A 12,190-nucleotide genomic window follows, 5' to 3' on the forward strand; every position below is an offset into this window, starting at 1 on the left:
CCATCTCGCCTAGCCCTCCTCGCCCACCCCGCACGTCACGCCCCGCGTAACATCTATTTCAAATTCGTTTCGGTCGTGCCCCTCCACCGTTGATGTCGATTCGCGACCGCCAGAAAGGTGTCACCGCTCATGTCCCGAATGGCAACTATGCTTGTGCCTACTGCGACGCACGATGCCGGGAAGTTCGCGTCGTCGCTGGTCGCGGATATGCGCGGAGCTCCGTCGGTTGCGCTTTCCGATTTGTTCCCGGGCCATGGCCCGCCATCGCCGAAACCCGCGCGTTCGCAGGTGATCGTGGGCCCCAACGGGTTGGGCACCTCGGCCGCTCGGCCGATTGGAACGCGGCACGGTGAAAGTGTCCCGATCCCGCGTGCCGAGCCGGCCACCATCACCGGGCCGAAGGGGCTGGGTACGTCCGCCGCTCGGCTGATCGGGGGGCTTCACCCGCATCACGCACCGAAAGCCGCGCCGGAGCAGGGCGAATCGGTCACCGTCGACCAGGAGCTGCTCGATCGCGTAGGGCTATCCCAATTAGGAGCGTCGGCGGCGTGGGTGAGTCCACATCAGCCGGACACCCCGGAGCTTTTCTGTCCCGGTCCCGTGCGGGACGATCCCGCGTTGGGTCAGTTGGTCAACGACCAGCTGGTCGCATGGGCGGGCGAAATGGGGATTTACCCAGGGCAGCTCGACCATTTGCGAAAGTGTGACTTTGGCCGCTTGATGATGCTCACGCATCCGGCCACCAACGATCCGGATCGCTTGCTGGCGGCCGCCAAGGTGGTCATCGCCGAGTGGGCGTCCGACGACTACTACCTCGATGAGGAGAAGTTCGGTGCCGACCCGGCCACGGCCGCCGCGCGCTACGGTCTTCTCTACGGCATCGTGGATCCCGTCGCGCTGCCCGTGCGGTATGCGCCGCAGGTCGACAAGCACCTCGAGGACGACGCCATCGCGCGGGCCTTCCGCTCCGGCATGGAGCACCTGGCCAAGTATACGACCACCGCGCAAATGGCCCGGTTTCAGCACCAGATGGCCATTCTGTTCACCACGCTCGACCAAAATGCGAGCTGGCGCCTCACCAAAGAGCAGCCCGCGGTTTGGCACTACCTCGTGCACCGGCAGCACAACAGCTACCTGCCCCCGATGATCTTGGTCGACTCGATTGCCGGTTACGAGCTATCGCCGCAGGAGTTCTACAACCCCGGTGTGCGGCGTGCCGTGCTGATGGTCGGTCTCGCCGCGGTCTTGCTCAACGACCTTTACTCGGCGTCCAAAGAGTCGGACGACGACATCAGTTTGCCCGAAGCGATCATCGCCGAGGAAAAATGCACGCACCGCGAGGCCATCGCGCGTACGGTGGAGATCCACAACGAACTGATGCAAATGTTCGTTGCCGAGGCCGCGGTGCTCAGTGCCGCAGGTTCGCCGGCGCTCCGCCGCTTCTTCACCGACCTCTGGGCGTGGTGTGGCGGCAGTCGCCAATGGCACGCCACCACCCTTCGCTATCACTCGGACGACGCAAAACGCACCAACGACAAGACACAGCATGCCGACTCGACGGCATAACCGGATACGCGCACGACGTTGCTCGTAGGGGAAAGGACAGCCAGCCACGATGACAGCCATAACCACCAACAACCGTCCCGTTTTGCGAACTCCTTATCAAAAGTCCATCGCGGCGTATTGGAACGCCGAGCGGGACCCGGTCAACCTGCGGCTTGGTGACGTCGATGGCCTCTACCACCACCACTACGGCATCGGAGATGTCGACCCGTCCGTGTGGGATGGTCCGGAGAAGACGCGCGACGAGCGGATCATCGCCGAATTGCACCGACTCGAATCCGCGCAGGGCGACTACCTTCTCGACCACCTCGGTGGCATCACCGCGGAAGATCGTTTGCTCGACGCCGGATCGGGGCGTGGCGGCACCAGCTTCATGGCCAACCGTCGATTCGGTTGCCAGGTCGATGGCGTGACGATCTCCACCGCCCAGGTGGAATTCGCCAACAACCAAGCCGGCGACCGCCGGGTCACCGACAAGGTGAAGTTTCATTTCCGCAACATGCTCGACACGGGCTTCGAGACGGGCTCGATGCGGGGCATTTGGACCAACGAGACCACGATGTACGTGGACTTGTTCGAGGCCTTCAAAGAGTTCTCGCGGCTGCTCAAGGTCGGTGGCCGCTACGTCTGCATCACCGGCTGCTGGAACGATCTGACCGGCGGGCGTTCCAAGGCCGTCATTCAAATCGACGAGCGCTACACGTGCAACGTGCACGCGCGGAGCGAATACTTCCGCGCGCTCGCGGCCAACAACCTGGTGCCGATCAACGTGGTGGATCTCACGGCCGCCACCATTCCCTACTGGGAGCTACGCGCGAAGTCGTCCGTCGCCACCGGCGTGGAGGATCCTTTCCTCACCGCCTACCGCGAGGGGAGCTTCCACTACCTGCTCATCGCCGCCGACAAGATCTGACATTCGGCGCAAAAGGAAAAACGCTCGGCGACGGATCGCTCCGACGCCGAGCGTTTTCGCATTTGACCCCGTTCATCGCCCATATGGCCCGTTCATTGGCATCATTTTTACGACGAAATGCGCCACGTCGAATGGGATGTGGAATGGCTTCTTTGCGGTCGAAGGGAAGTATCTTTTGCGATACAGCTTCCAAGAAAGGAGCTTCATCATGAAAATGCTTGCCGTCATCTTGGTCGCCGCCTTGGCCATCACGGGCTGTAGCAGTGCTTCCGAGGAGCCCACGGGCGACGATGTCCCCGCGGTCGACACGGGCAGTGCCAAAACGCAAGGCATCGATGCATGTCTTGAAATGGGGGGCTACTGCATCGGACAGCGGGAGGTATGCCCTGGCCAGGTCGCCGCCGGTCCGAACGAGTGCACGCGCGGCCGCCAGCTTTGCTGCGTCCCGTGAAGATGGATACGTAAGAAATGTCTCCCTGAGTCCGAAAGGAATCGCTTGGGCTTTACGTACAGGAATCGATGCCCGAGCGATCCAGATGGCTTGCCGCCGCAATGAGCGGATTATTCCTGGGGGGATGTTCTGCCGAATCTGCGCCAAAGGATGAAGCGTGGCGCGTTTCGTCCCTCGCGGAGGGGGACGAGTCTCTCGTCGAGACCGATTCGGGCCCCGTGAAGGGGGCTTTGTTCGACGGGTATCGCAGCTTCCAAGCGATCCCGTACGCCGCGCCGCCGGTGGGCGAACGACGATGGCTCGCGCCGGGGCCCGTCACCGCGTGGTCGGAGCCGCGTGATGCGACCAAGGCGCCGAACGCCTGCGTGCAAGGTGGCGGAGCCAAGCCGGTCACCGGTGCGGAGGACTGCCTTTACCTCAATGTGACCACCCCGCGCGGACCCACATCGAGCGGCCTCAAACCGGTCATGGTGTGGCTGCACGGCGGGGCGTTCACGAGCGGCTTCGCGCATCGCTACGATCCGCATCGCATGGCCCAATTGGGGGATGCGGTGGTGGTGACGGCCAATTATCGACTCGGCGTCTTCGGTTTGCTCGCGCACCCGGGCCTTTCTGACACGGATTTCAGCTTGCAAGACGAGCTGGCGGCGCTTCGCTGGGTGCAGCGCAATGCGCGAGCGTTCGGCGGCGATCCGAACAACGTGACCTTCTTCGGCGAGTCCGCGGGCGGCTTGAGCGTGTGTGCGCTCCTGACGTCGCCATCCTCGGCGGGGCTTTTCCATCGCGCGGTCATGCAGAGCGGCATGTGCACGACCGACTGGCCCAATCAAGGACTCGACCCGGACAGCGCGGCGGGATCCGGTTGGCTCTCGCCCGAGGAGGCACGCGCCCGCGGTTCGGCGGCGGCCCAGGGCTTGGGTTGCGCCGATCCGAAAACGGCCATCGAATGCATGCGCAATATGTCGGCGGCCGATTTGCTCGCGTCCCCGGCGGTGCAGGGGCCGCCCGCGTTTGGGTATCCGTCTTATGGCTCGCGCATTTTGCCGGAGCACCCCGCGAAGGCGCTCGCCGAAGGGCGATTTCACCGCGTCCCCGTGCTCGCGGGCTCGAACCTCGACGAGGGTCGAGCCTTCGTGTTCACGTACCACGTGCGCAACCCCATTACCGCCGAGCGATACCGCGAATTGCTGAAAACCTCGTATGCGGAACACGCGGACGAGGTCGAAGCGCACTATCCGCTCAGCGACTACGATTCTCCCGCGCTGGCGTGGGCGGCGGTCATCACCGATCGCGTGGTCGCGTGCCCCACGCTGCAGGGTGAGCGCTTGCTCGCCGCCAAAACGCCCGTCTACGCATTCGAGTTTGCCGACCGCAATGCGCCGGCGGTTCTTCCGGTTCCTCCGGGCATGCCGCCGGGGGCCATGCACACGTCGGAGCTGTTCTATCTTTTCGACGTCCTGCCTTTCAATCCAAACTTCACCGAGGAGCAGAAGGCGCTCTCCACGTCGATGATGCGCTATTGGACGCGTTTCGCGAAAACCGGCAATCCGAATGCTTCCGAATTGCCCTCCTGGACACGCTTCCGCGGTGCCAATGCGGTGCCCTACGTGCAATCGCTGAACGTGGGCGCCGGCGGGATTCACTCCGTCGACTTTGGCACCGAGCACCGGTGCGACTTCTGGAGCAGCCTCCAATGAGTCGCGCGAAGCCCCGCGCGCGGTAGTGCGGGGCGCAAGTGGCAGGGTGGCGCGGCTTCGTACTATGAGGGGGGCATGTCGCGTCACTCTTCCTTCTTCTTCTCACGCATGGGCGTGATCTCGCTTGGCTTGCTCGGTGTGCTTGGTTGTCGGCCCGAAGAGGAGCCCAAGACGGCGGCGCCGCCCGATTGGCTCGAAACGCAGGCCAACGACGAGGGAAAGGTCATGTCGTCGGACCAGCACGGGCAGCGGATGGGCGACGTTCTCCGTGGCATTGCTCTCCGCCAGGACGATCACGAAGAGTGGACCGTGGAGCTCGATGGTCGCCGCTGCTACTGGTTCAGCGGTGCGGGCGACGAAACGGTGAAGGGCATGTCGTTGTATCTGCGGGATCCGGACAACCGCCGCGCCTCGCGCCGCCATGAACGAACGTCGTCGCGGGTCTTGCTGGAGTATTGCCCCAGGGTGTCCGGGTCGTACCGCTTGCAGGCCAAGGTCACATCCGGCCACGGCCACTTTGCCGTCACCATTTTTCGCTCCGACGTCGGGGAAAAGTCGGAGGACAGCGCGGCCAAGTAGGAGACGGCGCCCGAGAAAATTCTCGGCGTTGCGGCAATGGTCCCGCCACGGATGCCTCAAGGGGGCTCGACGTGCGATGACACCCGTCCCCTCTTGTGCGCGAAACGCGCCTTCCCCATCGTCAGGGGGAATGGACGAGTTCTCGCTGGAGGATCGCTACCTCCGTACCGAAGGGACGGTATACTTAACCGGCATTCAGGCGCTCGTCCGGGTGCTGCTCGATCAAGCGCGCTACGATCGCCGAAGAGGCCGTGCGAGTGCGGCCTTCGTCTCGGGGTACGAGGGATCGCCCCTGGGTGGTTTCGATCTCGAGCTCGCTCGCCGGGCGAGCATGCTCGGGCCTTTGGGCATCGTGCATCGCCCCGGGCTCAACGAGGAGCTGGCCGCCACGTCGGTCATGGGCAGCCAGTTGGCCCGCCGGCCCCATGGCGTGGTCGGCATGTGGTACGGCAAGGCCCCCGGTTTGGACCGTGCCACGGACGCCCTCCGGCACGCGAACCTCGTGGGCACCGATCCGCACGGGGGCGCGGTGGCCCTCGTGGGCGACGACCCCAATGCGAAATCGTCCACCGTGCCCACCAGTTCCGAGCAGGCGCTCGCCGATCTGGCGATGCCGGTTTTTTACCCCGCCGATTCGCAGGATCTGCTCGAATACGGACTGCACGCGGTCCAGCTCTCGCGGGTGAGCGGCCTGTGGGCGGCCATGAAGATCGTCGCCAATGTCGCCGACGCCGCCGGGACCGTGCGGGTGCCCTCGACGTGGGCGCCTCCGGAATTGCCGGGTGCCGTGCACGTACCCAATGCCCGCCTGCTCGGCCAACAGATCGCCCTCGAGCGAAGTCTGTATACGGAGCGGCTTCCACGCGCACTGGAGTACGTGCGCGCGAGCGGGGTCAATCGAATCCTCCGCGGCCCGCAGGATCGGATTGGAATCGTCTCGTCCGGTAAATCGTATTTGGACGTCCGTCAGGCCCTGCGGGCGCTCGGACTCGACGCGGAAGCGTTGCAGCGGTTTGGAATACGGATCCTCAAGCTCGGGGTGATCCATCCCATCGACCCCGAGATCGTTCGTGCGTTTGCCTCCGGGCTCGTCGAAGTCATCGTCGTGGAGGAAAAGCGGAGCTTCATCGAGGCCGCCGTCAAAAGCATCCTCTATGGTTTGCCGGACGCTCCGGAAATCCATGGCAAGAGCTCGTTTCCCGAATTCGGCGAACTCGAGCCCGATGCGATGGCGGCCGTTTTCGCGCGGTGCCTCTTGGCCCGCGGTGACATCGAATCCGTGCGCGCGTGGCAGGAGCGAAGGCGCCCCGAGCGGGTCGCCGTTCCTCTGCTGGCGCGGACGCCGTATTTCTGTTCGGGGTGTCCGCACAACACGTCGACCAAGGTGCCCGAGGGCACATTGGTCGGCGGAGGAATCGGCTGCCACACGCTGGCGTTGCTCATGAAGCCGGAGCAGGTCGGCAACATCGTGGGCATTACGCAAATGGGCGGCGAGGGGGCCCAATGGATTGGGATGTCGCCCTTCGTGGATACACCGCATCTGGTGCAGAACATCGGCGATGGAACCTTTGCGCACTCGGGCAGCCTGGCCGTGCGCGCGGCGGTGGCCGCGGATGCGAACATCACCTTCAAGCTGTTGCACAATTCGGCCGTGGCCATGACCGGCGGCCAAAATGCGGTGGGCAGCCTTCCCGTCGAGCGCATTGCGCAGTTGCTCCTGGTCGAAGGCGTGAAGAAGGTGATCATCACCAGCGACGACCCCGACCGGCTGCGTGCGCTCTCCCTGCCCGAGGCAGTCGACGTGCGGCACCGCGACGAGGTGGTGCGTGCGCAAGAGGAGCTGGCGACCGTTCGCGGTGTGACCGTGCTGATTCATGATCAGGAGTGTGCGGCGGAAAAGCGCCGCAAGCGACGGCGCGGTGTGCGCGACACGCCGGTCGCCCGGGTGGTGATCAACGAGCGCGTCTGCGAGGGGTGTGGCGACTGCGGCGTGAAGTCGAATTGCCTTTCCGTCCAGCCGGTGGAGACCGAATACGGGCGCAAAACGCGGATTCATCAATCGTCGTGCAATGTCGATTATTCGTGCCTCGGCGGCGACTGCCCGTCGTTTCTCCGCGTCGTTCCCGGCGAGCGCGCGCGCCGCGAGCCGGCGAAGCTCGAGTCGAGCGAGCTGCCGCCCGTGCACCATGGCGACCGTGATTTCACCGTGCGCATCACGGGCGTCGGCGGCACCGGCGTGGTGACCCTCTCGCAGATCCTGGGGACGGCGGCGGCCCTCGCAGGCAAACATGTGCGCACGCTCGATCAAATTGGGCTCGCGCAAAAGGGGGGCGCGGTCGTTTCCGACATCAAGGTGACGTCCGAACCCATCGAACGAGCGGCAAAGCTCAGCGAAGGCGAGGCGGATCTGTACCTTGCATGCGATGCCTTGGTGGGGGCCGATCCGCTGCACTTGGCCGCGGCGGATCCGTCGCGGTCGACGGCCATCGTCTCCACGTCGGAGGTGCCGACGGGCCGCATGGTCGCCGATCCGTATCTTTCGTATCCGAAGCGAGGGGACCTTCGCTCGGCCATCTCCGTTGCGGCGCGCACGTCGTTCTATTTGGACGCACGCGCCTTGGCCGAAGAACTGTTCGGCGACGACCAATATGCGAACATACTTCAACTCGGCGCGGCCTATCAAAGCGGCGTGATTGGCCTGCCTGAGAGCGCCATCGAACGAGCCATTCACTTGAACGGAACCTCGGTCGAGCGCAACTTGCAGGCATTCCGGTATGGCCGCCGCGCATTTTGCCAGCCCGCGGAGGAAGCCCCCGAGCCGGTCACGGACTTGACCCAGCTCATCGAGCATCGTGCGGCCGATTTGGCCGAATACCAGAGCCCGAGCTACGCGCGGACGTACCGCGATTTCGTCGAGCGCGTGCAGGCGTACGGCGTGGAGAAGGTCACCCACGCCGTGGCCCGCCATCTGTACAAACTCATGGCGTACAAAGACGAATACGAGGTTGCGCGCCTATCATTGATGCTGGACGTCGACGCGAAGTTCGGCGCCGGCGCGAAATATTCGTATTTGCTGCACCCGCCGCTCCTTCGCGCCCTCGGTTTGAAGCGAAAGCTCTCCCTGGGGCGCTGGTTCCGTCCCATGTTTCGAATCCTGAGCGCGATGCGCATTCTGCGCGGCACCTGGTTCGATGTCTTCGGCTATGCGCACGTTCGCCGTGTTGAACGCACGCTCGTGGGCGAATACCAGACGGCCGTGCTCGACGCACTCGATACGAAAGGCGACGCCGACACGATCGCCGAGCTGGCCGCGCTCCCGGACATGGTGCGCGGCTACGAGGCGATCAAATTGAAGAATGTCGACGCCTACCGGGCGCGTCAAAGCGAGCTGCTCGCCGTGCTGCGCGGGTAGCGGCTCAAGGCGTGCACGTGATGTTCGAAAGGCCTTTGCCGCCGGAGATCGTATTGTCGCAGCGAACGACGGTGCCGGTGACCGCCGACACGGCGAAGATGCCATAGTTCGGAACGCCGCTGATCTTGTTGCCCTGAAAGACGTTGTCATTTCCCCAGCCGTCTACGGCCTGGTGCAGCTGGAACCCGTCGAGCAGCGCATCGCTGCCGGTGTTGTTCTTCAGCAGGTATCCGTTGCCTTTTACGTCGATCCAGGAGTCGGCGTAGTTCTCCCCCGTCATGCCATTTCCATCGAATGTATTGCCCTCGATGCGGCCGCCGGTGGTGCCCTCCTTGATATCGATGCTTTCGGCCGTGACGCCGGGGCCGATGCGGTTGTTGATCACCTGGTTCCGATCGCTCTTGTCGGGCTTTCCACCGGTCTGCGAACCCCAGTTCGATTTGGCGGTGCCGATGTACACCCCTTCGCCGAAGCCTGCATTCGACTTTCCCGTATTGCGGACCCGCGAGTCGCGAAGCACGTTGTCGCTGCTATGGGTCCGGAAATGGATGGCCTCCATGCCGGTGTCGTAGACTTCCAGATTGGTCAACAGATTGTGATTGGCCGAATCGAGCATGATGCCCTTTTGGCTCTGGGTGACACTGAACCCCGAGAGGACCCAGTAGCTCCCTTTCAACGAGAATCCGTAACCGCTCCCCGGGCTTCCACCATTCAAAATGGCCTTGGCCGAACCACAGAGCCGAATGGGCGCACTCGACGTCCCCGAGGCCGTGGCGGCGAATCGGCCGGAATACGTGCCATCGGCGAGCTCGATGCGGTCTCCCGCTTTGGCATCGGTGAGCGCTTGTTTGAGCTGCGCGGCCGTCGAGACGCGAACGACGCGGTTTGCGGAGTCCGTGCATGGTGCTGCGGCGGCATTTTCGGCGAGATCGAGCGCCGCGGGGGAGTTGCCCATCGAGTCGTCTTCCCGCGAAGACGTGTCGGCGGCACACGCCGTCCATAGCGGCGCGGCGAATGCAAACCACAGGAATAGACGACCGTTCATGGCGCTACGGCGATTGGAATCGTGGAGCATGAGAGTCCTCCGCGTGGGGTGAGTCACAATGCGATACGAACGGGATGCACATTCACGCCCGAGGCGATCGTGCAGCCCATCGTTTGCGCGGATCTCCGCGCAGGCTTCATCGGACGGCCGTGAAGGTAACCGGTGTCATAAGCCGGATCAAGCGCGACCGAGAGCAAAATTGGTTCGACGCTATTACTGCATTGCGTCAATGCTTCAAACGAACCATGCACCCGCGATCGCACTCCGCGCTACATTGCGATGGTGAACTCACGTCACGACGGCGGGCGTGGCCCGCAACCGTTGTCGCCATACCCGGCGGCGGACGAGCAGCTGTCCACATCGGGACCTCCGGTGATTCTCGACATTGGCAAGAAGGTGAGGTTCCAGTTTCGCGTTGCCGGTGCGGTGGCCGTGGGCTTCGGGATCGCATCGACGTATCCGGGCATCACGGGGGAAGGCGTCGACGACGGCGGCATGGGCGTGCGCATTGGATTGACGCTCTTCGGGCTTTTCCTTCTGGGGCTGGGACTCCTCTCGCTGCTCGTTCCCATTCGCCGTCGCCGGCTGATTCTCGATCAAGCGGGAATACGCTGGGAGGAGCCCCAGGGACGCTCGTGGACCGTGGCCTGGCCAGAATTGGCCGCAGTCGCCGTGTTATGCACCGCGAAAGGTCCTGCCGGCCCACGCACGCTCACCGACATCCCCGGTGAGGCCATCGTCGATGGCGTGGTGGGAGAACACGTCCTGGTCCACTTGGATCTGTACCCCGCGGATCCGACATTTCGCGCCAGGCACCCGGAGATGGAGCACCTTTGGGAATTTCGTCGGATGAAGAATGGGTATCGGCTGTCGCTGGCCTATACCTCGGCCTTCGTCCCGAAAATCGATTTGGCGATGCGCGTGTTCCGCCCGGTCATCTACCGCGGGGTGTTCGACGGCGGATGACGGGGCCAAGGAACTCGATCTTCGGGCGTTGTCGGCCGGATTGGGGTTTACAGGGAGATCGGGAGATCGGGAGGTTTTAGGAAATTATTCAGAAACTCCCGATCTCCCTGTTCAAATTCTCCATTTCGACCAAGACGCGCTCTACGCGTCGGGTCGAAGGCTGGGCAAGGGGATGGCGCGGGCGAAAGTGTTGTCGGGGTCGAAATGCCGTTTGGCCCGGGCGAGTCGATCGGCGTTCGGGCCATAGCTTGCTCGGATGTGCTCAGGGGCGTCGCTTGCGGCGAGGATGTTCGCGTAGCCTCCGGGGAGTGAAAAGGGGGCGAGTGCGTGGCAAAGGTTCGATACCCATGCGCGCTGTCGATCGGCCATTGAATCGGGGTCGTTTCGACCGTCCCACGTGGCGACGATTTCCACGAGCACGTGCTCGCGGCGCATGCCGAAGGCGGTGGCTCGGGTGGGGATGCGCGTGGCGGCCCCGCGGAACTCGTGGGTCACGATGGCGCAGCCTGGGGAGGGGCGCGTGTGCGCGGCGGCGATGAGGGCGTCGATGCTGCCTGCCTCGAGGCGTGGCAAGCGTCGCGAATCCATGATGACGTCGTTGCCGTTGACCGTGTGCTCGTCGAACAAGGAATTCGCGGCGCCGGGGGGGCTGTGGGAGAGCATCACGGCCAGCGGCGTACCGAGGTGCGTGAAGGGCTCGACCTCGCGCTCGGCATCTTTTGGGGCGCCGATCCATGTGGGCGCAATCATGAGGACCGGTTGGCCGTCGGGCCCGGAGAGAAAGCCGACTTGCGCCGTCAATTCATCGGGCGCGGCCTCCAGCAACGTGGCGCAGTCACGCAGCACCTGCGCCGCCTCGGCCAATGGATAAAAAATGGGGCCTGCGTAAACGCTCTCCAAGAGGTGCAGCCGGTGGCGCATCTGCGTTACGACGCCGAAATTGCCGCCGCCGCCACGAAGGGCCCAAAAGAGCTCGGGGTTCGTGTCGTCGTCCGCGCGCAGCAGGCTCCCGTCGGCGAGAACGACCTCGGCCGAGAGCAGGTTGTCGAGCGCGAGGCCATGGCGGCCAATGAGTGGGCCGTAGCCGCCGCCGAGCGTCAATCCGGCCATGCCAACGGCCCCCGAGGAGCCGGTCACGGCCGCGCGCCCGATGCGATCGGCCACGCGAAAGACGTCGCGCGCGAGGGTGCCGCCGCCCATGGTCATGACATGGCCATAGGCTTCGAGGCCCATTTGCCGCATCCCGCTCGAATCGATGACCAAGCCTTCGGGGCAAAGTGCATTGCCCGTCCACCCGTGGCCGCCACCGCGCACGGAAAGGGGCAAACCATGCTCCCGCGCCGCCCGCACGGCGAGCTGCACTTCGACGGCGGTTCGGCAGTGGGCGATGGCTGCGGGGGGTAATCCGCTCGGACGTGCCCAAATGTCGGTGGCCGCTGCATAACCGACCTCACCGGGGCGCGACAAAGAGACCCGGACTCCGTTTCCGGAGATGGAATGAGCCGTCATCGTGGTCATTTGAAAAGAGCTCCGCCTGAGCACCGCACGTGGATCTGCACCCAAC

9 protein-coding genes are annotated in these 12,190 nt (G+C 64.2%); 7 read left to right on the forward strand and 2 right to left on the reverse strand.

Translation table 11 applies throughout. The features are described 5' to 3' along the window. Nucleotides 1-138: 138 nt before the first annotated feature. From LVJ94_03660 to LVJ94_03685, 6 genes are all read left to right on the forward strand, one after another. Complete coding sequence (locus LVJ94_03660) at nucleotides 139-1,566, forward strand: hypothetical protein (protein WXB06342.1); 1,428 nt, start codon at nucleotides 139-141, stop codon at nucleotides 1,564-1,566. 49 nt (nucleotides 1,567-1,615) lie between these two features. Beyond that, nucleotides 1,616-2,476, forward strand: a complete 861-nt coding sequence (locus LVJ94_03665; GenBank protein WXB06343.1) for a methyltransferase domain-containing protein — start codon at nucleotides 1,616-1,618, stop codon at nucleotides 2,474-2,476. Nucleotides 2,477-2,684: 208 nt separating this feature from the next. Then, nucleotides 2,685-2,927 carry a hypothetical protein gene (locus LVJ94_03670; GenBank protein ID WXB06344.1) on the forward strand — a complete coding sequence of 81 codons (243 nt, stop codon included), beginning with the start codon at nucleotides 2,685-2,687 and terminating at the stop codon, nucleotides 2,925-2,927. A gap of 218 nt (nucleotides 2,928-3,145) precedes the next feature. Further along, nucleotides 3,146-4,624 (forward strand): carboxylesterase family protein, encoded by a 1,479-nt coding sequence (locus LVJ94_03675; protein ID WXB06345.1) that lies wholly within the window; start codon nucleotides 3,146-3,148, stop codon nucleotides 4,622-4,624. 75 nt (nucleotides 4,625-4,699) lie between these two features. Beyond that, nucleotides 4,700-5,203 (forward strand): hypothetical protein, encoded by a 504-nt coding sequence (locus LVJ94_03680; GenBank protein WXB06346.1) that lies wholly within the window; start codon nucleotides 4,700-4,702, stop codon nucleotides 5,201-5,203. Nucleotides 5,204-5,333: 130 nt separating this feature from the next. Then, nucleotides 5,334-8,615: an indolepyruvate ferredoxin oxidoreductase family protein gene (locus LVJ94_03685; protein ID WXB06347.1), complete on the forward strand. Its 3,282-nt coding sequence runs from the start codon at nucleotides 5,334-5,336 to the stop codon at nucleotides 8,613-8,615. Nucleotides 8,616-8,619: 4 nt separating this feature from the next. Here the strand turns inward: LVJ94_03685 and LVJ94_03690 are convergent, their stop codons facing one another. Further along, nucleotides 8,620-9,660: a right-handed parallel beta-helix repeat-containing protein gene (locus LVJ94_03690; protein WXB06348.1), complete on the reverse strand. Its 1,041-nt coding sequence runs from the start codon at nucleotides 9,658-9,660 to the stop codon at nucleotides 8,620-8,622. A 372-nt stretch (nucleotides 9,661-10,032) separates the two neighbouring features. On the opposite strand from LVJ94_03690, the gene LVJ94_03695 reads away from it, so the two are divergent. Then, the gene (locus LVJ94_03695; protein ID WXB06349.1) at nucleotides 10,033-10,626 is read left to right on the forward strand and encodes a hypothetical protein; all 594 of its coding nucleotides are present in this window, start codon (nucleotides 10,033-10,035) and stop codon (nucleotides 10,624-10,626) included. A gap of 141 nt (nucleotides 10,627-10,767) precedes the next feature. On the opposite strand, the gene LVJ94_03700 is transcribed toward LVJ94_03695, so the two are convergent. Beyond that, nucleotides 10,768-12,135, reverse strand: coding sequence for an FAD-binding oxidoreductase (locus LVJ94_03700; protein WXB06350.1), 1,368 nt, complete (start codon nucleotides 12,133-12,135; stop codon nucleotides 10,768-10,770). Nucleotides 12,136-12,190 lie beyond the last annotated feature (55 nt).

The sequence above is a fragment of the Sorangiineae bacterium MSr11367 genome (assembly GCA_037157805.1).
In the GTDB taxonomy this organism is placed as follows: Bacteria; Myxococcota_A; Polyangia; order Polyangiales; family Polyangiaceae; genus Pendulispora; species Pendulispora rubella.

Excerpts from the sequence above, each read along its gene's own strand:
- LVJ94_03660 (WXB06342.1), top strand. The coding sequence starts at position 139 with ATGGCAACTATGCTTGTGCCTACTGCGACGCACGATGCCGGGAAGTTC.
- LVJ94_03665 (WXB06343.1), top strand. The coding sequence starts at position 1,616 with ATGACAGCCATAACCACCAACAACCGTCCCGTTTTGCGAACTCCTTAT.
- LVJ94_03690 (WXB06348.1), bottom strand. The coding sequence starts at position 9,660 with ATGAACGGTCGTCTATTCCTGTGGTTTGCATTCGCCGCGCCGCTATGG.
- LVJ94_03700 (WXB06350.1), bottom strand. The coding sequence starts at position 12,135 with ATGACGGCTCATTCCATCTCCGGAAACGGAGTCCGGGTCTCTTTGTCG.
- LVJ94_03670 (WXB06344.1), top strand. The coding sequence starts at position 2,685 with ATGAAAATGCTTGCCGTCATCTTGGTCGCCGCCTTGGCCATCACGGGC.
- LVJ94_03680 (WXB06346.1), top strand. The coding sequence starts at position 4,700 with ATGTCGCGTCACTCTTCCTTCTTCTTCTCACGCATGGGCGTGATCTCG.
- LVJ94_03685 (WXB06347.1), top strand. The coding sequence starts at position 5,334 with ATGGACGAGTTCTCGCTGGAGGATCGCTACCTCCGTACCGAAGGGACG.